Source organism: Bradyrhizobium sp. RDI18 (assembly GCF_043203335.1).
GTDB lineage: Bacteria > Pseudomonadota > Alphaproteobacteria > Rhizobiales > Xanthobacteraceae > Bradyrhizobium > Bradyrhizobium retamae.
In genome coordinates this window covers 6,074,852-6,101,392 of record NZ_JBICRN010000008.1, presented here as the reverse complement: position 1 = coordinate 6,101,392, position 26,541 = coordinate 6,074,852, and the positions used below count along the sequence as shown (strand labels likewise).

The 26,541-nt window shown below is 63.2% G+C and carries 17 protein-coding genes, 4 pseudogenes and 2 riboswitches; of the genes and pseudogenes, 7 read left to right on the top strand and 14 right to left on the bottom strand.

What is annotated here, in order from left to right; genetic code table 11:
• The first annotated feature begins 91 nt into the window (after positions 1-91).
• Positions 92-676, top strand: a pseudogene (locus ACFXS9_RS38460) (DUF1036 domain-containing protein).
• Complete coding sequence (gene pyk, locus ACFXS9_RS38455) at positions 673-2,109, top strand: pyruvate kinase (RefSeq protein ID WP_392698484.1); 1,437 nt, start codon at positions 673-675, stop codon at positions 2,107-2,109. The pseudogene ACFXS9_RS38460 and the gene pyk overlap by 4 nt, the downstream one beginning before the upstream one ends.
• A gap of 70 nt (positions 2,110-2,179) precedes the next feature.
• Here pyk and ACFXS9_RS38450 read toward each other — a convergent pair whose 3' ends face one another.
• Together ACFXS9_RS38450 and ACFXS9_RS38445 are read right to left on the bottom strand one after the other, a co-directional pair.
• On the bottom strand, positions 2,180-2,605 hold the full coding sequence (locus ACFXS9_RS38450) for an OsmC family protein (protein ID WP_392698482.1): 426 nt from the start codon (positions 2,603-2,605) through the stop codon (positions 2,180-2,182).
• A 103-nt stretch (positions 2,606-2,708) separates the two neighbouring features.
• The gene (locus ACFXS9_RS38445) at positions 2,709-3,383 is read right to left on the bottom strand and encodes a TetR/AcrR family transcriptional regulator (RefSeq protein WP_057847305.1); all 675 of its coding nucleotides are present in this window, start codon (positions 3,381-3,383) and stop codon (positions 2,709-2,711) included.
• A 355-nt stretch (positions 3,384-3,738) separates the two neighbouring features.
• On the opposite strand from ACFXS9_RS38445, the gene ACFXS9_RS38440 reads away from it, so the two are divergent.
• Positions 3,739-4,551 (top strand): sialate O-acetylesterase, encoded by an 813-nt coding sequence (locus ACFXS9_RS38440; protein ID WP_392698480.1) that lies wholly within the window; start codon positions 3,739-3,741, stop codon positions 4,549-4,551.
• A gap of 89 nt (positions 4,552-4,640) precedes the next feature.
• Here the strand turns inward: ACFXS9_RS38440 and ACFXS9_RS38435 are convergent, their stop codons facing one another.
• A complete protein-coding gene (locus ACFXS9_RS38435) occupies positions 4,641-5,771 on the bottom strand; it encodes a ribonucleotide-diphosphate reductase subunit beta (protein ID WP_392698479.1) in 1,131 nt (376 codons plus the stop codon).
• Between the two features lie 25 nt (positions 5,772-5,796).
• Positions 5,797-8,699, bottom strand: a pseudogene (locus tag ACFXS9_RS38430) (ribonucleoside-diphosphate reductase subunit alpha).
• Positions 8,700-8,811: 112 nt separating this feature from the next.
• A riboswitch (cobalamin riboswitch) is annotated at positions 8,812-9,032 on the bottom strand.
• Between the two features lie 133 nt (positions 9,033-9,165).
• Positions 9,166-9,380, top strand: a riboswitch (cobalamin riboswitch).
• 112 nt (positions 9,381-9,492) lie between these two features.
• Between ACFXS9_RS38430 and metE the strand changes: the two are divergent.
• Positions 9,493-11,868, top strand: coding sequence for a 5-methyltetrahydropteroyltriglutamate--homocysteine S-methyltransferase (metE, locus tag ACFXS9_RS38425; RefSeq protein ID WP_392698477.1), 2,376 nt, complete (start codon positions 9,493-9,495; stop codon positions 11,866-11,868).
• 44 nt (positions 11,869-11,912) lie between these two features.
• A complete protein-coding gene (locus ACFXS9_RS38420; protein ID WP_057847301.1) occupies positions 11,913-12,113 on the top strand; it encodes a hypothetical protein in 201 nt (66 codons plus the stop codon).
• 70 nt (positions 12,114-12,183) lie between these two features.
• On the opposite strand, the gene ftsH is transcribed toward ACFXS9_RS38420, so the two are convergent.
• The 3 genes and pseudogenes from ftsH to ybgF all read right to left on the bottom strand — a co-directional run bounded on the left by ftsH (position 12,184) and on the right by ybgF (position 16,596).
• Complete coding sequence (ftsH, locus tag ACFXS9_RS38415; RefSeq protein ID WP_392698475.1) at positions 12,184-14,106, bottom strand: ATP-dependent zinc metalloprotease FtsH; 1,923 nt, start codon at positions 14,104-14,106, stop codon at positions 12,184-12,186.
• Positions 14,107-14,267: 161 nt separating this feature from the next.
• Positions 14,268-15,404 carry a tRNA lysidine(34) synthetase TilS gene (gene tilS, locus ACFXS9_RS38410; protein ID WP_392698473.1) on the bottom strand — a complete coding sequence of 379 codons (1,137 nt, stop codon included), beginning with the start codon at positions 15,402-15,404 and terminating at the stop codon, positions 14,268-14,270.
• Positions 15,405-15,454: 50 nt separating this feature from the next.
• A pseudogene (ybgF, locus tag ACFXS9_RS38405) lies at positions 15,455-16,596 on the bottom strand (tol-pal system protein YbgF).
• Between the two features lie 201 nt (positions 16,597-16,797).
• Here ybgF and ACFXS9_RS38400 point away from each other — a divergent pair.
• On the top strand, positions 16,798-17,700 hold the full coding sequence (locus ACFXS9_RS38400) for an alpha/beta fold hydrolase (RefSeq protein WP_392698471.1): 903 nt from the start codon (positions 16,798-16,800) through the stop codon (positions 17,698-17,700).
• A gap of 4 nt (positions 17,701-17,704) precedes the next feature.
• Here the strand turns inward: ACFXS9_RS38400 and pal are convergent, their stop codons facing one another.
• The 3 genes from pal to ACFXS9_RS38385 all read right to left on the bottom strand — a co-directional run bounded on the left by pal (position 17,705) and on the right by ACFXS9_RS38385 (position 21,361).
• Positions 17,705-18,196 (bottom strand): peptidoglycan-associated lipoprotein Pal, encoded by a 492-nt coding sequence (pal, locus tag ACFXS9_RS38395; RefSeq protein ID WP_057838504.1) that lies wholly within the window; start codon positions 18,194-18,196, stop codon positions 17,705-17,707.
• Between the two features lie 304 nt (positions 18,197-18,500).
• A complete protein-coding gene (locus ACFXS9_RS38390) occupies positions 18,501-19,241 on the bottom strand; it encodes a hypothetical protein (protein WP_392698469.1) in 741 nt (246 codons plus the stop codon).
• 161 nt (positions 19,242-19,402) lie between these two features.
• On the bottom strand, positions 19,403-21,361 hold the full coding sequence (locus ACFXS9_RS38385; RefSeq protein WP_392698468.1) for a putative bifunctional diguanylate cyclase/phosphodiesterase: 1,959 nt from the start codon (positions 21,359-21,361) through the stop codon (positions 19,403-19,405).
• Between ACFXS9_RS38385 and ACFXS9_RS38380 the strand changes: the two genes are divergently transcribed.
• Entirely contained in the window at positions 21,362-21,766 is a 405-nt protein-coding gene (locus ACFXS9_RS38380; RefSeq protein ID WP_392698467.1) for a hypothetical protein, read from the top strand.
• A 149-nt stretch (positions 21,767-21,915) separates the two neighbouring features.
• Here the strand turns inward: ACFXS9_RS38380 and tolB are convergent, their stop codons facing one another.
• The 4 genes and pseudogenes from tolB to tolQ form a co-directional block, all read right to left on the bottom strand.
• Complete coding sequence (gene tolB, locus ACFXS9_RS38375) at positions 21,916-23,247, bottom strand: Tol-Pal system beta propeller repeat protein TolB (RefSeq protein ID WP_392700236.1); 1,332 nt, start codon at positions 23,245-23,247, stop codon at positions 21,916-21,918.
• Between the two features lie 71 nt (positions 23,248-23,318).
• The gene (locus tag ACFXS9_RS38370) at positions 23,319-24,245 is read right to left on the bottom strand and encodes a cell envelope integrity protein TolA (protein ID WP_392700234.1); all 927 of its coding nucleotides are present in this window, start codon (positions 24,243-24,245) and stop codon (positions 23,319-23,321) included.
• A gap of 53 nt (positions 24,246-24,298) precedes the next feature.
• Positions 24,299-24,780 (bottom strand): annotated as a pseudogene (locus tag ACFXS9_RS38365) (biopolymer transporter ExbD).
• A 37-nt stretch (positions 24,781-24,817) separates the two neighbouring features.
• Positions 24,818-25,531, bottom strand: a complete 714-nt coding sequence (gene tolQ, locus ACFXS9_RS38360) for a protein TolQ (RefSeq protein ID WP_057847291.1) — start codon at positions 25,529-25,531, stop codon at positions 24,818-24,820.
• Positions 25,532-26,541 lie beyond the last annotated feature (1,010 nt).

The window sequence follows — 26,541 nt, the reverse complement described above, 5'->3', positions numbered from 1 at the left end:
TTTCCCATAGCGCGGGAAAGGCGTTCCCCGGGCGTTGACAGGCCCTGCCGGGTCACGCGAAATCGTCAATGATTTGATATAGCTTCGCTGCATGATCGGAAAAGATTCGCGCTGCTTGTCTCCCCTCCCCGCTCGCGTGACCGCCGCCGGCCTTGCGCCGTTGTTTGCACTGGCGGTGGCGTGTCTGTGGAGCAGTCCAGCGGCGGCCGATTTCCGGCTCTGCAACAACACGTCCAGCCGGGTCGGCATCGCGCTGGGCTACAAGGATGCCGAGGGGCTGGACCACTGAAGGGTGGTGGAACGTGTCGTCACGCAGTTGCGAGACACTGCTGCGCGGAACTCTTGTTGCGCGCTACTATTACATCTACGCGCTCGACTATGACCGCGGCGGCGAATGGTCGGGGCAGGCCTTCATGTGCTCGCGTGACAAGGAATTCACCATCAAGGGTACCGAGAACTGCCTGGCGCGCGGCTATGACCGCACCGGGTTCTTCGAGGTCGATACAGGCGAACAGCGAGCGTGGACCGTGCAATTGACAGAAGCCAACGAGCAGCCCGCGCAGCGCGTGCCGGGAATTCCAGGAACAATGGGACCGGGGGGCCCGGCGGGGTTCCCGGCCTGTCCAATCCGCCGGGCGGACCGGGTCTGCCGCCAGCCCCGGCGCCCAAGCAATGAGACGGCTCCGTCGCATCAAGATTCTCGCAACCCTCGGCCCGGCATCGTCCGACAGTGCGATGATCCGGAAGCTGTTCGAGGCGGGTGCGGACGTGTTCCGCATCAACATGAGCCACACGCCGCACGACAAGATGCGCGAGCTGGTCAATACCATCCGCAATGTCGAGAGCAGCTACGGCCGTCCGATCGGCATCCTCGTCGACCTGCAGGGACCGAAGCTGCGGCTCGGCGCGTTCACCGAAGGTTCGACCCAGTTGAAGAACGGCCAGAGCTTTGTGCTCGATTCCGACAAGACGCCGGGAGACAACAACCGCGTGCAGTTGCCGCATCCGGAAATCCTCGCAGCACTTCGGCCTGGCCACGCGCTGCTGCTCGACGATGGCAAGGTGCGCCTGATCGCCGAGGAAACCACGTCCGAACGCGCGGTAACGCGCGTGGTGATCGGCGGCAAGATGTCGGACCGCAAGGGCGTCAGCCTGCCCGATACCGACCTGCCGGTGTCGGCGATGACGCCGAAGGATCGGGCCGATCTCGAAGCAGCCTTGGTGACCGGTGTCGACTGGATCGCGCTCTCCTTCGTGCAGCGCGCCGAAGACGTCCATGAAGCCAAGCGGATGATCCGCGGCCGCGCGGCTGTCATGGCCAAGATCGAAAAGCCGCAGGCGATCGACCGGCTCGCCGAGATCATCGATGCTTCCGACGCGCTGATGGTGGCGCGCGGCGACCTCGGCGTCGAGCTGCCGCTGGAGCGGGTGCCGAGCCTGCAGAAACAGATGACGCGGATGGCGCGTCGCGCCGGCAAACCGGTGGTGATCGCAACCCAGATGCTGGAATCGATGATCCAGGCGCCGGTGCCGACGCGCGCCGAAGTCTCCGACGTCGCGACGGCGGTTTATGAAGGTGCCGACGCCATCATGCTGTCAGCGGAGTCCGCCGCCGGCAAATTCCCGGTCGAAGCGGTTTCGACCATGAATCGCATCGGCGAAGAGGTGGAGCGCGATCCAACCTATCGCTCGGTGCTGTCGGCGCAGCGGGCCGAACCGGAGAATACGGTCGGCGACGCCATCGCGGACGCCGCGCGGCAGATCGCCGAGACGCTGGAATTATCCGCGGTCATCTGCTGGACCTCATCGGGCTCCACGGCGATCCGTGTGGCCCGCGAGCGGCCGAAGCTGCCTGTGGTGGCGATCACGCCGAACCTTGCGACCGGCCGCAAATTGTCGGTCGTCTGGGGCGTGCATTGCGTGGTGGCGGAAGATGCCCACGACCAGGACGACATGGTCGACCGCGCCGGCTCGATCGCGTTTCGTGACGGCTTCGCCAACGCAGGCCAGCGCGTGATTATCGTCGCCGGCGTGCCGCTTCGCATCCCCGGCACCACCAACATGGTGCGCATCGCCACTGTCGGTGGGGAAGGCAAGCCGGAGAAGTGACCGGCCTCCGTCATTCCGGGACGGCGCGAAGCGACGAACCGGGAATGACGAAAGAGCAACTGCAGCAAAACTACTGCAGCGTCGCGTCCAGCGTGATCTTGGCATTGAATAGTTTCGACACAGGGCAACCGGCCTTCGCCTTACCAGCCAGCTCCTCGAACTTTGCCTTGTCGGCGCCCGGAACCTTCGCGTTCAGCGTCAGATGAATCGAGGTGATGGCAAAACCATCGCCCTGTTTTTCCAGCGTCACGTCGGCCTTGGTTTCCATGTGCTCGGCGGTGAGCTTGGCTTCACCCAGAATCAGTGACAGCGCCATCGTGAAGCACGCGGCGTGCGCCGCGCCGATCAATTCTTCTGGATTGGAGCCAGGCTTGCCCTCGAAGCGGCTCGAAAAGCCGTAAGGATAATCGTTCAGCGCGCCGCTCTTGGTCGAGATCGCGCCCTTGCCGTCCTTGATGCCGCCCTGCCATTTGGCGGATCCTGATGTCGTGCTCATCGCATGCTCCTGATCGCGGGTTGGACCGTCGATAAGCCGCAGCGTGGCAAATGGTTGCGACACAAATGGTTGCGACAAAGGGCGTGTCGCAAAGGGGGAGTTTCTAGGCCCCGACCAGCGCCTTGGCCGGCAGCACCGCCTGCACCACGAGGCCGCGGGCGCGGGCATCCATCACGCCAACGGCGCGTAGCGCCAAAAGTGTGACGGTTTGCACGGCGTCGCGCAGCTTCGCGGGGTCATCCAGATTCTCGGGCGCCAGCGGGCCAACCAGCGACTCATGCAGCGCGCCGAGCAGCGCGGTGGCGGCGAGCGCGGTATCCTGCGCCGGCAGATGGCCGGCACGCACCGCGGCGTCAATTCTGGCAGCGATCTCGCCGGAGATTTCGCGGCGGCTGGCAAGCCGCGACACCGAGACGTCGACATCGACAGGTTCGGCCAGAATGCCCCAGGCGAGCTTGCGCTGCGACAGCACATGCACGGCAACCGTGGTGACGGCGGCGGCGAGCGCCGAGGACGGTCCCGGCGCCGCATCCGCGGCGCGGCGGATCGCGGCCAGCTCGTCCCGCGAGACCTCGGCGATCAGTTCGGAAATCAGTTCGGCCTTGGAAGGGAAGTAACGATAGACGGTGCCGGCCGCGACATTGGCGCGGACCGCAACCGGGGCGATCTGCACTGCCGCCATGCCGCCTTCGGCCGCAGTATCCCGCGCCGCCGCCAGGATGGCGCTACGCCGCGCCGCCAGTCGCTTTACGACCTGATGGGTTCGCCGATAGACCATGGCGCGTTTTCCGTCCCCGGCGCGCCCTTAAGCCCCGCGGAGCCTGCCAGAACGCGCACACCTTCAATGCTTGAGCGATAAAAAGCGCTATCGCTTGAAGAAGTGAACAACTATTCACGGCTGATGACAAGACGGTTTTGCGATGCGGATCGGGAGAGGTTTTGCCGGCGGGGCCTGCGAACCGTTAACAGGCTCTCAACGCTACCCGGCTAGCATGGCGCCGAGTTTGGGCAGCCTCAGATCGGTCGCGCTCGGCCCGGATCGGTAAGCGCCGTCTGATGCACGCCATCTTGCGATGAGCGGGCGGTGTGCGTGCTCCCGCGATGAAGCTGAACTGCCTTGGAGAGCATTTCCATTGTTGCGCCCTGTTGCGTTCCTGATTGGTGGTCTTCTGATCGGTGCGGTTGCTGGCAAGGTACTGACGTCGAGCGCCCACCAGACCGGTTTGGCTGCGCTTGCCCCGCCGGCGCGTGTCGAACGGTCTTGCGCCCACACCTCCGGCAACACGGCAATCATCGTCGTGCACGGCCAGAGCAATGCGGGCAATTGGGGAAGCGCCCGACATACCGCGCGCGAAGCCGTCGACAATTTCGACCCGCTCACAGGCAAATGCTTTGCTGCCGCCGATCCCCTGCTGGGCGCCGATGGCATAGGCGGGAGCTTCGCAACGCGACTCGGCGACATCCTGATTCAGGCCGGGCGCTACGATCGCGTGATCGTCGTACCCCTTGCCATTGGCAGCTCCTCGCTTTCGTTTTTGAACAATGAGCGGGCGGATTGGATCACAAACGCGATCTCGAAGCTGAAGGCAGCGGGCCTGACGCCGACGCATTTTCTGTTTCAGCAAGGTGAAACGGACGCGAGGTCAACGATATCAGCAGAACAATATGCCTCGCTGTTGCATCAGCTCGTGAAGCGATTTCGAGCGGCTGGGTTCGATGCGCCCTTCTATCTGTCACGCAGCACAAAATGCGGCGTAGCCGAGCCGAAGAACACGGCTGCGGTACGTGCCGGTCAACTCTCTGCTGTCGATAACGCGCTCAACATCCGCCAAGGGCCCGATACCGATACGATCGGAAATGACGGACGCAACCCCTCCGACGCTTGTCACATGAACGAGATCGGCACGCTTGCCAACGCCGCTCTCTGGGCGGCATTCATCAAGTAGCGGTTGATGACCTGACGTCTTGTCGCGCGATGTGGCCGGCCTGATCCCCGGGTTCGCAGGGACGACGTGTTGAGACAGTATGGCTTCCCCTACTCCCAACTCAGCGCACCGCCGTTCTGGTACTCGATCACCCGCGTCTCGAAGAAATTCTTCTCCTTCTTCAGGTCCATCGCTTCCGACATCCACGGAAACGGATTCTCGGTCTCGTCGAACACCCGCTGCAGCCCGAGCTGCGCGCAGCGGCGGTTGGCAATGAAGTGCATGTAGCTCTCGCACAGCGCCGCATTCAACCCGAGAAAACCGCGCGGCATGGTGTCGCGCCCGTAGGCCGCTTCCAGCTCGGCCGCCTCGCGCACCATGGCGCGGACTTCGTCCTGGAACGCCTTGGTCCATAGATGCGGGTTTTCGATCTTGATCTGGTTGATGACATCGATGCCGAAATTCAGGTGAATGGACTCATCGCGCAGGATGTACTGGTACTGCTCGGCGATGCCGACCATCTTGTTGCGGCGGCCGAGCGAGAGGATCTGCGCGAAGCCCGTATAGAACCACATACCTTCGAATATGACGTAGAAGGCGACGAGATCGCGCAGGAACGCCTGGTCGGCTTGCGGCGTCCCGGTCTTGAAATCGGGATCGTCGAGATGCTGCGTGTGCTTCAGCGCCCAGGCTGCCTTGTCGGTAATCGACGGCACCTCGCGATACATGTTGAACAGCTCGCCCTCGTCCAATCCTAAGCTTTCGACGATGTATTGGAAGGTGTGGGTGTGCACCGCCTCCTCGAACGATTGCCGCAGCAGATATTGCCGGCACTCCGGATTGGTCAGATGGCGGTAGATCGCCAGCACGATGTTATTGGCGACCAGGCTTTCGGAGGCCGCGAAGAAACCGAGGTTGCGCTTGATGGCGCGGCGCTCGTCTTCCGTCAGCCCATCGCGCGATTTCCACAGCGCGATGTCGGCCTGCATGGAAACTTCGGTAGGCATCCAGTGATTGTTGCAACCGGCGAGATATTTCTCCCAGGCCCATTTGTACTTCAGCGGCAGCAATTGATTGACGTCGGCGCGGCAGTTGATCATCCGCTTGTCGTCGACGGATACGCGTCCGCCGCGACGATCTATCATGCCGAGGCCGGTTTGTTCGGCCTGAATAACGGATTGCACCACGACGGACGGCGGCGTCTGACGCGGGGATGCGGATGGTTCGGACCAGTCGAGCATTGTGATTTCCTTTTGTTCTTGCTGCTTACTGGCAGGCTTCGCATTCGGGATTATCGATCGAGCACGCCACCGCACCGGTTAAATCCGGCGCGGTGGCGGCCGGCGCGACGATGATCGGGGCTGGCGCCATCATCGCCGCGGACGCGACGCTATTGAGCTTGCCGTCGGTCCCCCGGAGCGTGGACTTTTCGACATGCGTCGCGCTGCGCGAGCGCAGGTAATAGGTTGTCTTCAACCCGCGCGCCCACGCCAGCCGATAGAGCGCATCGAGCTTCTTGCCGCTAGGGTTGGCGATATAGAGGTTGAGCGACTGCGACTGGTCGATCCATTTCTGCCGCCGCGACGCTGCCTCGATCAGCCAGGCGCTGTCGATCTCGAATGCGGTGGCATAGAGCGCCTTGAGGTCGCCGGGAATGCGATCGATGCCCCCAAGCTGCCATCGAAATATTTGAGGTCGTTGACCATCACCTCGTCCCACAGCCCGCGCGCCTTGAGGTCGCGCACCAGGAATTCGTTCACCACGGTGAAGTCGCCGGACATGTTGGACTTGACGTAGAGGTTCTGGTAGGCGGGCTCGATCGACTGCGCGACGCCGCAGATGTTGGAAATCGTGGCGGTCGGCGCGATCGCCATCACGTTGGAATTGCGCATGCCGGTCGCCTTGACGCGCTCGCGCAAGCTATCCCAGTCGAGCGTCATGCCGCGGTCCATCGCGAGACTGCCGCGGGCTTCCGCCAGCAGTTCGATCGAATCGATCGGCAAGATGCCGCGGCTCCACAGCGAGCCGTCAAACGATGGGTATCGCCCGCGCTCGGCCGCCAGATCGACGGAGGCCGAAATAGCGTAATAGGAAATCATCTCCATGCTGGTATCGGCGAACGTCACCGCCGCATCGGAAGCCATCGCGATCCGCATCGCCTGCAGCGCGTCCTGGAATCCCATCAGCCCGAGACCGACCGGGCGGTGCCGCAGGTTCGAACGGCGCGCTTCGGGGATGGTGTAGAAATTGATGTCGATGACGTTGTCGAGCATCCGCATTGCCGTCGTCACACTGCGTTGCAGCCGCGCCTCGTCCAGCCGGCCTTCCCGCACGTGATTGAGCAGATTGATCGAGCCGAGATTGCAGACGGCGGTCTCGTCGTCGGAGGTGTTAAGCGTGATCTCGGTGCAGAGGTTCGAGGAATGAATCACGCCGGCATGGCGCTGCGGCGAGCGCAGATTGCAGGGATCCTTGAACGTGATCCAGGGATGTCCGGTCTCGAACAGCATGGTCAGCATCCTGCGCCAGAGATCCGTGGCGCGGATCTGCTTGAACACGCGGATCTCGCCCCGCGCCGCCTTTGCTTCGTAAGCTGCGTAACGTTCGGCGAATGCGTTGCCGTAGAGGTCATGCAGGTCCGGCGTCTCGTCCGGCGAGAACAGAGTCCATTCGCCGTCGGCCTCGACGCGCTGCATGAAGAGGTCGGGCACCCAGTTCGCGGTGTTCATGTCATGGGTGCGGCGGCGATCGTCGCCGGTGTTCTTGCGCAGGTCCAGAAATTCCTCGATGTCGATGTGCCAGGTTTCGAGATAGGCGCAGACCGCGCCTTTCCGCTTGCCGCCCTGGTTGACGGCGATCGCGGTGTCATTGGCCACCTTTAGAAACGGCACCACGCCCTGGCTTTCACCATTGGTGCCCTTGATGTGCGCGCCGAGCCCACGCACGCGGGTCCAGTCGTTGCCGAGCCCGCCGGAGTATTTTGCGAGCAGTGCATTGTCCTTGACCGACTTGAAGATGCCGTCGAGATCGTCCGCGATGGTGGTGAGGAAGCAGGACGACAATTGCGGCCGCAGCGTGCCGGAATTGAACAGCGTCGGGGTCGAGGCCATGAAGTCGAACGACGATAGGAGATCGTAGAACTCGATCGCGCGCGCCTCGCGGTCGATCTCGCGGATCGCCAGCCCCATCGCGACGCGCATGAAGAACGCCTGCGGCAGCTCGATACGGTTGCCGCGCACATGCAGGAAATAGCGGTCGTACAGCGTCTGCAGACCCAGAAACTGGAATGCCAGGTCGCGCTCCGGCTTCAGCGCCGCGGCAAGCTTTTTTAGATCGAAGCGCGCCAGATCGGGATCGAGCAGCTCGGCCTTGATGCCGGCCTTGATGTAGGCTGGAAAGCACTCGCCGTAGCGCTCGGCCATCTCGGCCTGCGACGCGCTGGTCGGCGTATCATGCACGAACGACAGCACTTCGGTGCGCAGCTTGTCGAGCAAGAGCCGCGCGCTGACATAGGCGTAGTTCGGCTCCTGCTCCACCAGCGTGCGCGCGGCCATCACCGACGCCAGCGCCAGTTCGTCCTCGCTGATGCCGTCATAGAGATTGCGCTGCGTCTCCGCGAGCACCGCCGTGGCGCCGACGCCCTCGAGACCGGCGCAGGCTTCTTCGATGATCAGCGTCAGCCGCGCGATATCGAGCGGGACCTGCGCGCCACTGGCCAGCGTGACGCGTAACGAGGGCTTCCCCGATGGCCGGGTGGCCTTCACGTCCTGTCCGGCACGCTGGCGCGTGCGTTCCTCGCGATAGAGCACATAAGCGCGCGCGACCTTGTGGTGCTCGCTGCGCATCAAGGCAAGTTCAACCTGGTCCTGCACGTCCTCGATATGAAAGGTGCGGCCCTCGCTCATCCGGCGCGACAGCGCGCCGACGACTTCGGCGGTCAGTTGCTCGACGATTTCATGCACCCGGCGGGAGGCCGCCGCGCCATGCCCCTCGACCGCGAGAAACGCCTTGGTCATCGCGACCGAAATCTTGCTCGCGTCGAATTTCGAAACCGTGCCGTTGCGGCGAATCACCTGCATCGGCGGCTGCGCTTCCGAGGCGACAAGCGATTCGGGGCGCAGACGAATGAATGGAGCGGCGTTGGCTTCGCGATCGAGAGAGAGTGACATCAAGAGACCCCGTAGTTGTGTTGGGGCCGGATGTCAGAGGACGCTACAGCTTTAGCCCACGCGAAAACGCGGGCATGAATCTGCAAGCGCCGCCGGGACACCCCGCCCGTGGACGTTTTTTCGGCGTCGCGGCAGGTCTCCTGGCTCGCAGGTCGCTGTTGTCCCCGTGTCTTCCCGATGCGATGCCGCATCAGTGACGTCAGATTCGGAAACAACTCACTGCTTACAGTTGCGGGGGCAGCGCCGGATTTTCGCGGCTTTCGCGCGATACACCGGCTTCCCTCTTAGCCACCATGTGTTGGGCCATGGCGGACCGTGACGGCTATATCTGGTGTTATTCGGATGCGGCTGTCAATGGGGCGCGCGGGCGATGTGCAAGAATTTCGGCGACGGAACCCCGCGGCTGTGAACAACAATGACAAGGCGCCGGTGAATGTCGCCGAGTTGACGCGCCTGCCGCGTTGCCGATAAGTGGACCAGTCGTGGTTCTTCGGGAGACGTTCTTCCGAAGCTAAGAGGGAAGCCGGTGCGGCCGAAAAGCCAAAGCCGGAGCTGCCCCCGCAACTGTAAGCGGCGAGCCGCTGTCCAACAAAGTCACTGAGACCTCGCAAGGTTTCGGGAAGGCCGGACAGCAGCATTGACCCGCGAGCCAGGAGACCTGCCTCGACAACATACACGTCCTCGGGCGGGGTGTCCCGGTGGTGCGGTTGCGATTTTCCGCGCGCGCTCTGCCGTTCGCGAAAATCCAGACGTGTCACTTCGGCCTTTGCCCCCAACTTTTGGGGTTAAGCCAATGTCTTCTTCCAAAGCTACGTCTACTTCCACCATCTCCACTTCTTCACTTCGCGTTGCCTCCCTCGGCACGCCGCGCATCGGTCCGCGCCGTGAGTTGAAATTCGCGCTGGAGAGTTTCTGGTCGGGCGCAACCGACGAGAAGGCGCTGATCGAAACCGGCATCGGGCTTCGCGCCGCAAACTGGGCGCGCCAGAAAAAGCTCGGCGTCACGGTGATTCCGTCGAACGATTTCTCGTTCTACGACCAGGTTCTCGACACATCAGTGATGGTCGGCGCGATCCCGGAAATCTATCGCTGGAGCGGCGGGCCGGTCTCGCTTGCGACTTACTTCGCGATGGCCCGCGGCACGCAAGGCAAGCCGCATGAGGCGAATTGCGGCCATGCCAGTCACGGGCATGACGATGCGCACGGCGTGCCGGCGCTGGAAATGACAAAATGGTTCGACACCAACTACCACTACATGGTGCCCGAACTGACGAAGGATCAGAAATTCATCCTCGCCTCGCGCAAGCCGATCGAGGAATACGAGGAAGCCAAGGCGCTGGGCTATCAAACCCGCCCCGTGCTGGTCGGCCCGGTCACGTTTCTCAAACTCGCCAAGAGCAAGGATGCCGGCTTCAATCCGCTGTCCCTGCTTGATCGCTTGCTGCCGGTTTACATCGAGGTGCTGCGCGAACTTGCCTACCGGGGCGCGGAATGGGTACAGATCGACGAGCCGTGTCTCGTGCTCGATCTTGATATTGTCGCCCAGCAGGCGTTGCATTATGCCTATGCGGAGATCGCGAGCGCAGTGCCGCAGCTCAAGATCATGCTGACGACCTATTTCGGCGGTCTCGGCGCCAACCGCGACACCGCGCTATCCCTGCCCGTCGCCGGCCTGCATCTCGACCTCGTGCGCGCGCCGGAGCAGATCGACGACCTCGCCGGATTTCCTGATGACCTCGTGCTATCGCTCGGAATCATCGATGGCCGTAACATCTGGCGCGCGGATTTGAGCCGGCTTCTCGACCAGCTCGAGCCCGCAATCGCCAAACTCGGCAAGCACCGTGTGCAGATCGCCCCCTCCTGCTCGCTACTGCACGTCCCGATCGATCTGGCGCTGGAGACCGGGCTCGATCCCGAAATCAAGGGCTGGCTCGCGTTTTCGGTGCAGAAGCTCGAGGAACTGGCCACGCTCGGAACGGCACTCGCCGATGGCCGCAGAGCAGTCGAAGCCACGCTGAAAGCCTCGAACCAGGCGGCGACCTCCCGCAAGACCTCGCCGCGCATTCACGACGCGAAGGTAGCGGCACGCGTTGCCGGCATCAATGAACCGATGCGCTTCCGCTCCAGCATCTTCGCTGAACGCGCCACCGTTCAGCGCGAGCGCTTCAACCTGCCGGCGTTCCCGACCACCACCATCGGCTCGTTCCCGCAAACCGCCGACGTCAGGAACGCCCGCTCCGCGCACGCCAGGGGCGCCCTGACGGACGAAGCCTATAAGCTCTATCTGCAGAACCAGACCGCCCGCACCGTGCGCTGGCAGGAAAATATCGGGCTCGACGTGCTCGTGCATGGCGAGTTCGAGCGCAACGACATGGTGCAGTATTTCGGCGAACAGCTCGCAGGCTTCGCTTTCACCGCGCACGGCTGGGTGCAATCCTATGGATCGCGCTACGTTCGCCCGCCTGTGCTGTTCGGCGACGTCTCGCGCCCAAAGCCGATGACGGTCGAGTGGTGGCAATATGCCCAGTCGCTGACGAAAAAGCCGATGAAGGCGATGCTCACCGGCCCTGTCACCATTCTGAATTGGTCGTTCGTCCGCGACGACATTGCGCGCAGCGAAGCCTGCCGGCAGATCGCGCTCGCGATCCGCGACGAGGTTACCGATCTCGAAGCGGCCGGCGCCGGCATGATCCAGATCGACGAGGCCGCGCTGCGGGAGGGCTTGCCGCTGCGCAAATCCGAATGGAAGGTTTATCTCGACTGGGCCGTCGACGCCTTCCGCCTCTGTTCGTCCGGCGTGCGCGACGAGACGCAGATCCACACCCACATGTGCTACTCGGAGTTCAACGACATTATCGGCGCGATCGGCGCGATGGACGCCGACGTGATCTCGATCGAGACCTCGCGCTCGAAGATGGAGCTGCTCGATGCGTTCAGGGATTACCGCTATCCGAACGAAATCGGCCCCGGCGTCTACGACATCCATTCGCCGCGCGTTCCCGAGATCGGCGAGATGACCGGCCTGCTCAAGCTGGCGCGACAGCGGCTCTCCGACACGCAGATCTGGATCAACCCGGATTGCGGACTGAAGACCCGCAAATGGGAGGAGGTCCGACCCGCGCTCGCCAACATGGTGGCCGCGGCCCGCGAATTGCGGGCGCTGGCGTAACCTGCCCGCCCCGTCTCTCATCAAGGCAACTCAAGGAGGACGTCATGCGCTTCTGGATCGAATGCACGCGATTTGAGACGGGGCAATCTACCCACATCAACATTGCCCTCGTCGGCAGCATGTGGCGCGACGGCGAGCGCACGGTGCTCGCCTTTGTCGGCGGCGATGGGCAAAAGGTCGAAGTGGTCGAGACGCCGGAACACATTCTGGCCGTACACCTCGGGGCGCCGGCCGCGGCGCCATGAAGGTTCGAAACAAGCACAAAAAAAACGCGGCGTCACCGCCGCGTTTTCGTCGTTCAGAATTAAGCGCCGCTTACGCCTGGGGCTGCGGCTCCAGACCCGGGTCCGGATCGGGACGCGGGCGCGGCTTGCCGGCGGGCGGCACGGCGGAAGTGCGCGGCGTGCTCGGCTCGAGCACCGACTCGCGGTTGGGCTTCTTGCCCTTCAACAAATCGATGATCTCGTCGCCCGTGAGCGTTTCGAACTCGAGCAGGCCCTTGGCCAGCATCTCGAGATCGTCGCGCTTCTCGGTGAGGATTCGGGTGGCCTCGTTGTAGCCTTCCTCAACCAGCCGCTTGATCTCCTTGTCGATCTTCTGGACGGTCGCTTCCGAGGCATTTTGCGTGCGCGACACCGACATGCCCAAAAACACCTCGTCCTGGTTTTCGCCGTAGGACACGGTGCCGAGCTCTTCCGACAGGCCCCAGCGCGTCACCATCATGCGCGCCAGTCGTGTCGCCTGCTCGATGTCGGAGGCCGCGCCCGAGGTGACCTTCTCACGGCCGAAGATCAGTTCTTCCGCGACGCGGCCGCCCATCATGATAGCGAGGCGCGAGGTCATCTGCTCGAGCGACATCGACAACTTGTCGCGCTCGGGAAGCTGCATCACCATGCCCAGCGCGCGGCCGCGCGGGATGATCGTCGCCTTGTGGATCGGATCGGTCGCGACGACGTTCAGGCCGACGATGGCGTGGCCGCCCTCGTGATAGGCCGTCAAGAGCTTCTCTTCCTCGGTCATGACGAGCGACTTGCGCTCGGCACCCATCATCACCTTGTCCTTGGCCTCTTCGAACTCGGCCTGCGTCACCATCCGCTTGTTGCGGCGGGCAGCCGTCAGCGCCGCCTCGTTGACGAGGTTCATCAGGTCGGCGCCGGAGAAGCCCGGGGTGCCGCGTGCGATGGTCTTGAGGTTGATATCGGGCGCCAGCGGCACCTTGCGGACGTGAACTTTCAGGATCTGCTCGCGGCCGACGACGTCCGGGTTCGGCACCACCACCTGGCGGTCGAAACGGCCCGGACGCAGCAGCGCGGGATCCAGCACGTCGGGCCGGTTGGTCGCGGCGATCAGGATCACGCCTTCATTGGCTTCAAAACCGTCCATCTCGACCAGCAACTGGTTGAGCGTCTGTTCGCGTTCGTCATTGCCGCCGCCGAGACCGGCGCCGCGATGACGGCCGACCGCATCGATTTCGTCGATGAAGATGATGCAGGGCGCGTTCTTCTTGGCCTGCTCGAACATGTCGCGGACGCGGCTTGCGCCGACGCCGACGAACATTTCGACGAAGTCCGAACCCGAGATGGTGAAGAACGGCACGTTGGCTTCGCCCGCGACCGCACGCGCGATCAGGGTCTTACCAGTTCCGGGAGGGCCGACCAGCAGCACGCCGCGCGGAATGCGTCCGCCGAGGCGCTGAAACTTGCCGGGGTCGCGCAGGAATTCGACGATCTCCTGCAGATCCTGCTTGGCTTCGTCGACACCGGCGACATCTTCGAAAGTGACGCGGCCATGGGCCTCCGTCAGCATCTTGGCGCGCGACTTGCCAAAGCCCATCGCCTTGCCGGCGCCGCCCTGCATCTGGCGGGACAGGAAGATCCAGACGCCGATCAGCGCGATGAAGGGCAGCCAGGAAACGAGCAGCGACACGAACCACGGCACGTTGTCGCCGGGCGGCTTGGCGGTGATCGAGACCTTGCCGTCATAGAGACGCTTCACCAGCGTCGGATCATTCGGCGCATAGGTCTGGAACGAGGAGCCGTTGGTAAAGGTGCCGTGGATTTCCGGCCCCTGGATCACGACGTCGCGCACGCGGTTCTGATCGACCTCGCTCAACAACTGCGAAAACGTGATGTCCTGCGAAGACGCGCGCTGACCCGGATTCTGGAAAAGCGTGAACAATGCCAACAGCAGCAAGACAATGATGACCCAGAGGGCGAAGTTGCGCAGATTGGCGTTCATTGATCTTCCTTCGTGGTCGCGCGGATCGCGGCCCTATGTCCTTGGTAGTAACCCTAGAATATTCCTTGGGTAGTGAGGCGAGAATCCCCGGTCCACTGCACCCAATCTAGGTGGCGCCCGGGTCAATGCCAAGGGAACCACACGGGACTATTTAACGCATCTTAACGCGATTCCCGGTCAAAAAATGACGCAAAAGGCCAGTGTTTCTCCGGGGTGGTTAAGGCTCTCCGTCCCGACATTGCAGATATTGGGAGATAGGAACGCTTCTCCGCCCGGCTACCCCGCGGCGGCGCTGCATCGACATAAATTCTGCCTCCGGTAAGGCTGATCGCGGCCCCGGCAAGCGTCTGTTTCAGTCTTGATTGCTTTTGGCCGTTCGCAATGGCGTTGTCCAGCACTGCCAGCAGCGCCTCGACCTTGCCGAGTTCCGCGGGTCCTTCGTGACCGGTCCGATCAATCGCGCGCTTGAGCAGCCGAAGCCGGATTTCCTCGGGCAGACCGGCAAACGCCTGGGCATCGAACCCGAAGCGCGTGGCGTCATCACGATCTCTCACGGCGAGATAGCGCTCGGCGCCGTCGGCCAGCACTTCAATCGCGGCATTCGCCCGCGCCAGCCTTGATGCCAGCCGCGCCAGATTTCGGCTGTCACCGCCCTCCTCTGCCAAAGCCGGCATCAATGCACGCAGCCGCGGCCGCGTGAAGCTCACGTCGCGATTGGTGGGATCGTCGGCAAAGGCGATCTTTGCCTTGTCCAGCGTCGCGACGAGCCGGGACTTCGGAATGTCCAGCAATGGCCGCGCCAGCCACACGCCCTCGCGCTCGCTCTCGCGCGCCATCGCCGCGAGACCGGCGATACCGCTGCCGCGCAGCATCCGCATCAGCAGTGTCTCGGCCTGATCGTCGCGGGTATGCGCGGTCAGGATGTGCGTCGCGCCGCTCGCCCGCGCAGCTTTCGCCAGCAGGCGATAGCGCGCCTCCCGCGCTGCGGCCGGCAAGCCGGTCTTCGGCTTGGCGCCGGTCCAGCGCAGCGTGCGATGGGGCAGATCGAGCGAGCGGGCGAGGCGCTTGACCTCGCGCGCCTCGCGCGCGGCCTCCGGCCGCAAGCCGTGGTCGACAGTAACGGCGATCAGCCGCGGCCCCCGCGTGAGCGAGCGTCGCCATCGCGCGGCAAGCCACATCAGTGCAATCGAGTCGGGACCGCCGGACACTGCCAGCACAAGCGCGGGCGCGGCCTTCCAGTGCGCGAACAGCTCTTTCGCTTGCTGTACCGAGATCGGCGCGTGGTCTTCGTCAGCCATGGCATCGCCAGTCTATTCGAGGCCGATGGCGGCCTCGACCGGCTTCCGCTTTAGCACTTAACCCGCTTCTGCTCACGATCAACGGCAGTCTTCACACCGGCAGATGCGCGCGGATATTTCCGCGTCACCTCGCCGAGCGCCGCGCAGGCGGCTTCCTTTTCCTTCAGCGCCGCCAGCGACTGGCCGAGCCGCAAGAGCGCGTCTGGCGCCTTGCCTGACTTGTCGAACTTGGTGGTTACGCCGAGGAAGGCTTCGGCGGCGTCGCGATATTGCTGGCGCTGAAAATGGCTTTCGCCGAGCCAGTACTGCGCATCCGCAATCAGCGGATCGCTCGGATATTTCTGCGCAAAGTTCTTCATGGTTTCTTCGGCCAGCGCATAATCCTTGCGCTGCATGTAGCCGATGCCGAGATCGAATTCGTCCTTCGGCGTGGCCGAGGGCGGCAACGGGGTCAGCGCGGCGCTGGCGCCGGGCCCCGGGCCGCGCGGCGGCGGTGCGGCTGCAGCGGGCGGCGGCAAGGCGCCACCGGGATCGCGCGGACCACCGAGATTGAGCGGCTCACCGGGTCCGCGTCCGCCGGGCGCGCCGACCGTAGCTTCATTTCCGATCGGCAATTGGCCGCCGCCGAGTGCACGCGGTGCACCGGGAGCGTTGGGATTCTGGCTGGGGTCGAACGCATCGCCGCGGCGGCGGCCGCCGACCGCCGGGGCCGGCTCCTGCACGATCGGCGCCGGTGATGCGATCTGCGGTTGCCGGTCATAGCCTGGTTGGGCCTGCGGATAGCCCTGCGGCTGACGAACCCCCTGCTGCGGATAGGCTTGTTGGGGATAGCCCTGTTGCTGCGGGGGCCGGGCTGAATTGGAGGCGGTGCGGCAGCCACGCTGGGCTGCGCCGCCGGAGGCTGGCCGCCCGGTGCCGGCGGTGCGGCGCCGAGCTGGCGCAGCCGCTCTTCGAGCTGGCGGTTGCGGTATTGCAGTTCCTCGTTCTGGCCGGTCAGTTGCCGGAGCTGGTTTTCCAGCCGCTGGATCCGCATCTCCAGATCGGCGTCGTCAGATTGCGCCTGGACTTGCGGCGAGCCTTGCGGGGAACGCTCCCACGGGAACGTGATCTGTGCGGCCGAGGGCTGCACAGACAAAGCCAGCATCGCGGCAATCGCCGCAGCGCCGGCAGAATTGAGGAATCTGGATGACATTTTGCCCTGACGACGAAATCACGTGTCAAACGAAAGCAGAACACATTGAGAGAGGGAGTACGCCAGAATTGTGACTGGCCGTTCCGATTCGCCTCGCCGAATTCCGGTATGGTTTAGTATCCGCTTCAAGACAAGCCGCCCGGCGCGGCCGGCCGTTCACAAATCGAGGGAGACCCGCCGATGCACGTATCCGTGAACGGGGTGCGGCTGTTCTTCGATGTCGAGGGCGCGAAATTCGTGCCCGACGGCCCGGTGATGCGGGAAAAACCGGTGCTGCTGATGCTTCACGGCGGCCCTGGCGCCGACCACTCGATCTACCGGCCCGCCTACTCTGCCTTGGCCGACATCGCCCAGATCATCTACCTCGACCACCGCGGCAACGGCCGCAGCGAGGGCGGCCCGCGCGAGCGCTGGACCTTGGCGCAATGGGGCGACGACGTGCACGGGTTCTGCGACGCCCTTGGCATCGTCGATCCGATCGTCTTGGGCGCGTCATTCGGCGGCATGGTTGCGCTGGCCTATGCCACGCGCCATCCGGATCACCCTTCCAGACTGATCCTGATCAGCACCGAGGCCGCCGGTGGTTCCTATCGGGAACGGCGCGTAGCGCTGTTTGAGCGCTTCGGTGGGCCGGAAGTGGGTGCGCTGGCTCGGCGCCGGTTTCTGGTGCCTGAAGGCCCCCTGGATCAGGCGGAGCGCGAGGCCTGGCTCCGGCTCGCCATGCCGGTCTATACGCGAATGCCGCGCGATCCGGACATGGCGAGGCGTGCTGTCAATCGCCGCGAGGTGGCGCTGCACTGGTTCGCCAGACCCGACGGCGAGAGCGACAGGTTCAACCTGTTTCCGGATTTCGGTCGCATCCGCTGCCCAACACTCGTGCTCGGCGGCGAGGACGACCCGATGCATCCGATCGAGAGCCAGGCGGATATCGCGGCCGCGCTGCCGCCGCATCTCGTGCAGTTCGAGCGCTTTGCCGGTTGCGGCCACGGCGTGGTCAATGATGCCCCCGAACGCACGCTGGCCGTCATCCGCAATTTCATCCTGCGCCCACAAATAAAGCCGGCGCCCAAAGGCGCCGGCTTTGAAACTCTGCGAAAGGCCTGACGGCTCAGGCGCCGGCGTTCAGCACCGTGACGGCGCGGCGGTTCTGCGACCAGCAGGAGATGTCGTTACAGACCGCCACCGGGCGCTCCTTGCCGTAGGAGATCGTGCGCATGCGGTTCGGGTCGATGCCGCGCGAGGCGAGATAGCTGCGCACCGATTGGGCGCGGCGTGCGCCGAGCGCGATGTTGTATTCGCGGGTGCCGCGCTCGTCGGCATGGCCTTCGATGGTGAAGGAGTAGCGGTTGTAGGTCTGCAGCCACTGCGCCTGCTTCTCCAGCGTGGCGATCGCCTGCGGGCTCAGGTCGGTCTGGTCGCTCTCGAAGAACACGCGGTCGCCGACATTAACCACGAAGTCCTGCTGGCTACCCGGGGTTGCCGCGCTGGCCATCGCGCCATCGGCGCCGACGTTGTTCTTGGCGCAGGCGCCCATCGACAGCGCCACAGCGACCACAGCCGCCAGCTTCCATCCCTGGAGGATACGCATCTGGTATTTCATTCCGGAGCCTCCAACGCTCACGTTTTTCGACTGTTATCCGGTCTACAGGTCGATGGTTAAGCAAACATTCCGTCAACCTTGATGGAACCTTGTCAGACCCGATCAAATGCCGACAAACCGTGAAAAGCGACCGCGATAGTTAATGGTTTGTAAATGTGGCGCGAGGGTGAAGGCAAGCGCGCATGGGCCGAAATCACCGGATTTGCGGTGTTTAGGCAACGGTGGCCCAGGAATGACAAGTCGCGGAATTCGGATCGGAGCCCTATGGGGCGCCGGATGTCTGATTCGTCGCTGTCCGGCCGGTTCAGGAAATCGGAACGATCGAGGCCTGCTCGAAGGATCTGACGACCCCGCGCGGCGAGGAATGGCGCTCACCGGCGTGCAGGAACAGCATCCGCCGCTCGACGGACGTCGAACGCATGATGGGAAAACGGGTCATGACCTTTTCCCGTACGGTCCGGTAATCGGACGCCATCAATGCCACCTTGGGCAAGAAGCCCGGAAACGAACGCGGTTCGGCGATGACCTCGGACATGAAGACCCGGCGATAGAACGCCTGGTGCTCGGCACGAACGAGCGCGAGCCCGGTATCGGCGTTGAAATGCTCGCATGCCATATAGGCCAGCCGAACCGTCAGATAGGGAAGGTCAGGGAACCGCCTCGCCTTTTCGGGGAGCGCAGCAAGACGAAGCGGATCGATGAAAACTTCACCTTGATCGAGCCGCGGGTGAAGAACATCGCCGAACAGATCAACTGAACCGGAAATCCGACATTCTGACGTCACGACGTTGAGGCGGATAGAACTACAGAGTTCTCCGTCAACATAGATTCCGAAAATCCAGGCGTTGGGCGCATCGTCGTAACGATCGCTGACGCGCTGAGACTCTGATGGCGCGGTTACTCCGCCATGCAGATAGGCTTTGTAACGCATCAAATAGATGCAATCTTTTTCCTCGGGAGTTTCCATGAGTCGGTAATCGACACGATCAGACAACCCTGACTCCGGCCCAAAGAGCGAAGTGCGCGGTTCGGCTCCGGCCTTCATCTGTACTCCTAACCTTCCACAACAACTTCCACGAGTGCGAAAGATTAATGGCTCCTTAACAAAATTGCAAAGGCTTAGACACGTTAGGGTTAATCTTGCAGCCCGCAAAAACCCGGAGTAGCCGCGACGAGAGCACCGCAGTGGGGCTGGTTACGCTGAAGTCAGGCGATCGATCGCGAAGAAACAGCGATGAGCTGGTCGTCAGGCATGCGGCGACCGTGCGACGCATTGAGCAACTGCCGGACGCGCACGGCCGGGACCGGCGGGCTGAACAGATAGCCCTGCGCTTCCGTTACCGCCCCGTCGGCGCTGATCAATTCGAGTTGCTCGTTGGTCTCGATGCCCTCGACCACCACCGACATTCCAAGATCGGCTGACAGCCGCGCCACGCCCCGCAGCAGCGTCAGCGGACGATCGCTATCGATCCCTTCCAGGAAGGAACGGTCGATCTTCACCTTCTGCAATGGGAAGTTGTGCAGATAGCTGAGGCTCGAATAGCCGGTGCCGAAATCGTCGAGCGAGATGCGCACGCCGAGCGAATGCAATTGCGACAGCACGTCGTGGGTCAACTGCGTGTTACGCAGCAGCGAGGATTCGGTGATCTCGATTTCGAGCCGGTTCGCCGGCAGGCCGGAGACCTCGAGTGCATAGCGGACTTCGCTGAGCACATCGCGCTGGTGGAACTGCTGCGGCGAGAAGTTGACGGCAACGCTGACGGCGTCGGGCCATTTCATGCATTCCATGCAGGCCTTGCGCAAAATCCAGCGGCCGAGATCGACGATCAGACCCATGTCCTCGGCGATCGGAATGATGTCGGTCGGCGACACCGTGCCGCGGACTGGATGATTCCAGCGTATCAGCGCCTCGCAGGTCGATATCCGGCCCGACTTGAGATTGACCAGCGGTTGGAAGAACAGCTCGAACTCCTCGTTGGCCAGCGCCTTGCGCAGGTCCAGTTCGAGGATACGGCGGGATTCGACGATTTGCGCCATCTCTTCCCGGAAGAAGCAGAAGGTGCCGCGGCCGTCGGCCTTGGCGCGATAGAGCGCCATGTCGGCATTCTTGAGCAGTGTGTCGGCGCTGACGCCGCGCGAGCTCATGGCGATGCCGACGCTGGCGCCGATCTCGACCAGATGGTTGTCGATCTTGTAGCGCTCGCTCAGGCGATCGACGATGCGCCGCGCGAGACCGGCGGCGTCGTCGGGGGACTGGACGTTCTGCTGGAACACCACGAACTCGTCGCCGCCGAAGCGCGCCACGAAATCCTCGGGCCGCAGCATTTCACGCAAGCGAGCGGCCACTGCGCACAGCAACTGGTCGCCGCACGGATGACCGAGCGTGTCATTGACTTGCTTGAACTGGTCGAGGTCGACGAACAGCAGCGCCGACAATTGTTCGGCGCCCTGCTGGGCTGCCAGAAGATGTCCGATCTCGTCGCGGAAGTTGACCCGGTTGGGGAGTTCGGTGAGCTCATCGTAGCGGGCCAGATGGCTGATCCGGGCCTCCGCGTCCTTGCGCTCGGTGATGTCCTCCACCAGCATGACGGTGCCACCGTCGGCCATCGGCTGAAACGTCCAGGACAGCGACCGGTGCTTGCTGAAGTCCGGATCGGCCGTGATGATATCAGTGGCCCGGGAGTCTTCGACTTCCTGCAGAATGAGGCTGGCGCTCGCCGCCGAGATCGCGCCGGAGGCAACGCAGGCGGAGACGATGTCGAACGCGCTGGCACCGCCTTGCAAGAGTTTGTCGGACAAGTTCATGATCTCGGCGAAACGATGATTCATCACCGCAAGCCGGCCATCGGCGCGAAACATGCACAGCCCGTGCGGCATGTTGTTCAGCGCGGCATCGAACTGGCCGGCCAGCGCCGCCTCGCGCTCGCGTGCCACAATCGCCTGCAGAAATATTCTGTGCAAGTTGGCCGAAATTTGCAGAACAGCCGCGAGACATGCGGCGCACACGACCGACATGGCCATGTAATAGGGCGTGCCACGTAACGCCAGCGCGATTACCGTTGGACCGAAGATGAGTGCAGCCTGCAACTGGAATATCCACTGCCGTCCATAGGCCCTGCCCGCGCCACCCGCCAGGATCCCGGTTGTGACGGACAAGCAAATCATATGGGCTACGGCATCGTCACTGACCAACAGCGTCGCGGAGCACCATATGCCGATCGCAGCGGCCTGGATCATCGCCCCAAGCTGATGGCGCTTCTTCCACCGCGCAGCTTCGACAATGGTCGGAGTCGATTTGCGCGCGTGGTACAACTGCAGGACGAGCGCGCGGACAACGCCAGCGACGACGAGAAGCGCGACACACGCCCAGATGAGAGGTTCTCCCGTCTTCAGCGCGGTCATGGCCGCCGCACCGGCCCCGAAGACGAGGCCCGCAAGCATCGGAGCGGAAGTTTCGAAGAGCAGATCGATCAATGCCGCGCGAAGATACGGCGACGTTTGTTGATCGGGCTCTCCGCTCTGATTTGCGAGCTGCATGTGGGGCGTACTGGCGTCCTGTCGGATGCGTAGTTTTACCCTCCGGAGATGAAGTCTTTCTGAGGGAACATCGTTACCGAGACGTTGCTTTCGATGGACAAGCAACAAAATTTGCCTGAAAAATCAGCAGGCTAGGCAATGTTTGCCGGTTGATGACAGGCCGTCCGCGCGGCCCGGTTCCACTATGACAGCAGCGGAGACCACGCCGGATCGGAGGCGAAACCGGGCGTTGGTACGCGCAATTCATTGCGACCGGAGATATCGACCGTGTACAGCGACGGCCCGCCGCTGCCGCCGGGGTCGCGGAAGAACATGACGACCCGGCCATTCGGCGAAAAGGTCGGACCTTCGTTGTGGAAGCCGGAGGTAAGAATTCGTTCGCCCGAGCCGTCGGTCTTCATGATGCCGATGGCGAAGGCGCCGCCGCCCTGCTTGGTAAAGGCGATGTAGTCGCCGCGCGGCGACCACACCGGCGTCGAATAGCTGCCCTCGCCGAACGAGATGCGCTGCGCCCCACCGCCGGTGGCCGGCATCACGTAGATCTGCGGCTTGCCGCCGCGGTCGGATTCGAAACAGATCCGGCTGCCGTCGGGCGAATAGGACGGCGAGGTGTCGATCGCCGGCGTGTCGGTCAGCCGCGTCGTCGATTTCGAGCGCAGGTCCATCACGAACAGATTGGAGTTGCCGCCCTGCTGCAGGCTCATGATGATGCGCTGGCCGTCCGGCGAGAAGCGCGGCGAGAACGACATGCCGGGGAAGTTGCCGACGATCTCGCGTTGCCCGGTCTCGACGTTGAACAGGTAGACGCGCGGATCGCCCTGGCCGAATTCCATGTAGGTGATCTCTTGCGTCGACGGCGAGAAGCGCGGCGTCAGCACCAGATCGGAGCCCTTGGTGAGATACCGGACATTGGCGCCGTCCTGATCCATCAGCGCCAGCCGCTTGACGCGGCGCTCTTTCGATCCGGTCTCGTCGACGAAGACGACGCGGCTGTCGAAATAGCCCTTCTCGCCGGTCATGCGTTCGTAGATCTGATCGGAGATGATGTGCGCGATCCGCCGCCAGTATTCCGGCGAGGTGAAGTATTGCTGGCCGGTGAGCTGCTGGTTGGTGTTGATGTCCCAGAGGCGGAATTCCGCTTTCAGGCGGCCGTCGCCCTGCCGCGTCATCCGGCCCGTCACCAGCGCCTGCGCGTTGATCTGCTTCCAGCTCTGGAATTGCGGCGCGACGTCGATATTGGTGATGCGCTCGATATGAGCAGCCTGATCGATCGGCGCGAACAGCCCACTGCGCTTGAGATTGTTGGTGATGACCTGCGCCACGCCGACGCCAACCTCGGCATCGCCGGGCGTGCCCGCCACGAAATTCGGGATCGCGATCGGCAGCGGAACGAACTCACCTTCGGGAATGGGGATCCGTTTCGGCGCCTGTGCGAAGGCATTGCGACCACCGGCGACCGCGCCAAGCGCAGCCATTCCGGTAATGATCTGCCGGCGGTTCAGGCGGAACGGCATTTTTGGCAATCCATCTTTGTCAGTCATCGCTTCGATCTTGCTCATGTGTGATCGCCAACGGGCGAGCGCAATCAGACTTTTTCTTTGAACACGGGCGCGAAGTATTTCCATTCCTCATAAAGCGCCGCCGGCAGCTTGTACGGCTGGCATTCGATGATCGCGCGTAACGCGCTCTCCTGATAGACCCGCAGGAACGGCGTCGCCGGAACGCCTTCCGGAACCGGCGCGCCCTCAAGCGTGCCGTCGCGCTTCAAACGGATAGCAAACGCGACTTCAGGCTTCTGCGATTCTATCCCGCCATAGGGCTTCTTCCAGCATCGCTCGACCTGCCGCTGGAACATCGAACCCCAGGTTGCGGAATTATCCGCGGCTGCGCCCTTGGCCGTGCCGAGGGCCGCGTTCGAATTCAGCGTCTCGCCGGTCGTGGCCTGGCGCGACGGATCACGCTTGTCGAGCAGGGCCGCGATCTGGTTCTGGTCGAAGTGCCGTTCCACGATCCTCTGCTTCTGCGGCTCTGGCGGCTTGGCGGCCTGCACTGGCGGCTTCGGCGGCGGCTTCTTCTCTTCCTTCTTGATGGTGTCGCCGATCTGATCGACCTTCGGCGGATCGGGCTTTTTCTCGATCTGCTTCGGCTCTTCCTTCGGCTTCTCGACGACCTTCGGCGGATCGGGTTTCTTCTCGACCGGCTTTTCCTCGATCTTCGGCTGCGGAGGCGCCGCGGTCTCGGTCACAACAGGCGCTTTCTCGGTGATCTTGCCGACGGCGTCATCGACCGGCTTGGCTTCGGCGACTTTCTCGACCAGCGGCTTCGGGTTTTCCTTCTTGCCGGTCTTCATGCCGGCCATCACCTTGGCAAGCTGGTCGGACGAAACGACATCGACCGCCACCGACTCTTCGGGCGGCATTTCGAGCGCTTTGGTCGAGAACGACAGCATCACCCACCCCAGCACGAGGACGTGCAGGGCAACCGACGCCATCACCGTCTTGTCGACCTTGATCTTCACCTGCGCTTTTCCGCTCCGCCGTCAATCACCGCGCGCCGCTGCATGGCTCAGGAGCCCTGCTCCGGCACGATGACGATATTCGCCTTGAACCCCGCCGTCCGAATATACCCCAATAATTTCATCATATCCGTGTAACAGACGTCCTTGTCCCCCGCAGGTATACCACCCTCTCGGCCTCCGACCGGGTCTCCTTGATCGCCGTTATCTTGGGCAGGAGCTCATTGGCCGGAATCAGCGTGTCCCCGAGGTAGAGTTCGACGTTGGAATTGCAGGTCCCGCCGGTGCGCTTGACCGACAGCGTCAGCGGCGGCGCGTTGGCTTGCAGTTGCTTGCCGCCGCCGGCGACGGGCAGATCGATATCAATGGTCGAGGTCATCAAAGGTGCCGCCACCATGAAGATGATGAGCAGCACCAGCATCACGTCGACCATCGGCGTGACGTTGATCTCCGCCATCACGGCGGCACGACGCCGGCCGCGGCGTCCACCGCCGCCGCCGCCGCCCGCCGAACCTGCCATGTTCATCGCCATGATCTTGATCTCATGATGCGCTCGTCATTGGCCGCCCTCACGCCCGTTCGTCGATCTGGCGGGACAGGATGGCTGAAAACTCGTCGGCAAAACCTTCCAGCCGCTGCGCCTGCCGGTTCACCTCGGACGTGAACTTATTGTAGAAAATCGTCGCCGGGATGGCGGCGATAAGACCGATAGCGGTCGCAAACAGCGCCTCCGCAATGCCGGGCGCAACGACCGCGAGCGAGGTGTTTTTCGAGGCCGCGATCGACTGGAAGCTCGACATGATGCCCCAGACGGTTCCGAACAGGCCGACGAACGGGCCGGCGGAGCCGACGGTTGCCAGCACCAGGAGCCGCCGCTCCAGCCGCTCGACCTCGCGGGCGATGGAGACGTTCATCACCTTCTCGATCCGCATCTGCAATCCGGCAAAGGAGCGCGACTGGCTCTCGAACGAGCGCTTCCACTCGCGCATGGCCGCCACGAAGCACGCCGCCATCGATTGCGTCGGTTTTGCCGAAAGCGCGCGATAGAGCTCCTCGATCGATTGTCCCGACCAGAACGCCTGTTCGAAGCGGTCCATCGCGCGCTTGGTGCGCGAATAGAGGAAAATCTTGTCGATCGCGATCGCCCAGACCCAGACCGAGCAGGCGAGCAGGCCCATCATGACCGACTTCACGACCCAGTGGGCCTGCCAGAATAGCGCGATCAGCGACACGTCGGCCGAGACGAGCGGCAAAGCTGACGGAGCCACGTCGGCGGGATTCATGAGTAGTATCCTCTCAACGCAAGTGTCCCTAATTCCTCCGGGAGCAAATGGCCGCCGGTTTCACAGCCGCGCGTCGGGCGCGGCGATTTGCGCCAGCGCGAGAGCCTGTTTCCTGTCGCATGGGGGGCCCGCCGAAAGCCGGGCATTGCTTCCCCTGCCAACATGTCAAAACGAGGGCTGCCAGCGCGTCATTCCGTCCCTAACCAAACGCTAAGCTTGGTTAACTTTCGGTTACCAATAGGGAATTCCACTGCCGGAAGTCCAGTGCGACCGGGCGGTTAAGGGGGCAGCGGGCCAGGTTCCAGGCCCTCCCGGAGGTTGCGGGGCGGCAGGTGGGCGAGCCGTTCGGGGTGGCGGTGACTGCGACCTCCTCCCGGCTGTCATCCTCCGCGAAGGCGGGAGGTCCAGTACGCCGCGGCTTCTCGGTGCAATCACGGCTGTCTCTGGGATACTGGATCGTCCGCCTTCGCGGACGACGACAGATGGATATGACGCGGCATTCTCGCGACATGAACTGCCCGAGGTTTGCTATCAACTTCCCGCCCTCTTATTCGGAGGGCGCAGGGAAGACCGGGTGCGCGCCGCACCCGCGGTCTCGTGTGCAAAGTGCGCAAAAAAATACGCACACGAGCATACAGGTACAGCGGGAGCATCCCGGCCTTCCCTGCGCAATGGCTTTACGGCTTACTTCGTGCTCTTCCCGGAGAACGGCTCTTTTGCCTCCGTCGCTCCACGAGATAACCCGTGAAACTTAACGCCAGCACCGCGGCGCCCGAACCACACGACTTCGCCGTACGCTTCCGGCGCGTACGTCTAGCGCGCCATCTGCGTCCATCGCATCTCACCGCACGTTCGTGACGATCGCGAGCGCCCCTCATCTGCCGTGAGACGGGCGGAGTTATGCGGCTGATTTGCCCCTCGTGTTAAGCGGAATATTTTTGATTCTCATACTTGACATGATTTCTGAAAATCAGAAGTGATTTGCCCACGGCGCATTCGCGCCTTTTGTC

Bases quoted from the DNA above. Each gene is read 5' to 3' on its own strand.
- pyk (WP_392698484.1), top strand. From the start codon at position 673: ATGAGACGGCTCCGTCGCATCAAGATTCTCGCAACCCTCGGCCCGGCA.
- ACFXS9_RS38450 (WP_392698482.1), bottom strand. From the start codon at position 2,605: ATGAGCACGACATCAGGATCCGCCAAATGGCAGGGCGGCATCAAGGAC.
- ACFXS9_RS38445 (WP_057847305.1), bottom strand. From the start codon at position 3,383: ATGGTCTATCGGCGAACCCATCAGGTCGTAAAGCGACTGGCGGCGCGG.
- ACFXS9_RS38435 (WP_392698479.1), bottom strand. From the start codon at position 5,771: ATGCTCGACTGGTCCGAACCATCCGCATCCCCGCGTCAGACGCCGCCG.
- metE (WP_392698477.1), top strand. From the start codon at position 9,493: ATGTCTTCTTCCAAAGCTACGTCTACTTCCACCATCTCCACTTCTTCA.
- ACFXS9_RS38420 (WP_057847301.1), top strand. From the start codon at position 11,913: ATGCGCTTCTGGATCGAATGCACGCGATTTGAGACGGGGCAATCTACC.
- ftsH (WP_392698475.1), bottom strand. From the start codon at position 14,106: ATGAACGCCAATCTGCGCAACTTCGCCCTCTGGGTCATCATTGTCTTG.
- tilS (WP_392698473.1), bottom strand. From the start codon at position 15,404: ATGGCTGACGAAGACCACGCGCCGATCTCGGTACAGCAAGCGAAAGAG.
- pal (WP_057838504.1), bottom strand. From the start codon at position 18,196: ATGAAATACCAGATGCGTATCCTCCAGGGATGGAAGCTGGCGGCTGTG.
- ACFXS9_RS38390 (WP_392698469.1), bottom strand. From the start codon at position 19,241: ATGAAGGCCGGAGCCGAACCGCGCACTTCGCTCTTTGGGCCGGAGTCA.
- ACFXS9_RS38385 (WP_392698468.1), bottom strand. From the start codon at position 21,361: ATGATTTGCTTGTCCGTCACAACCGGGATCCTGGCGGGTGGCGCGGGC.
- ACFXS9_RS38380 (WP_392698467.1), top strand. From the start codon at position 21,362: ATGGGCTACGGCATCGTCACTGACCAACAGCGTCGCGGAGCACCATAT.
- tolB (WP_392700236.1), bottom strand. From the start codon at position 23,247: ATGCCGTTCCGCCTGAACCGCCGGCAGATCATTACCGGAATGGCTGCG.
- tolQ (WP_057847291.1), bottom strand. From the start codon at position 25,531: ATGAATCCCGCCGACGTGGCTCCGTCAGCTTTGCCGCTCGTCTCGGCC.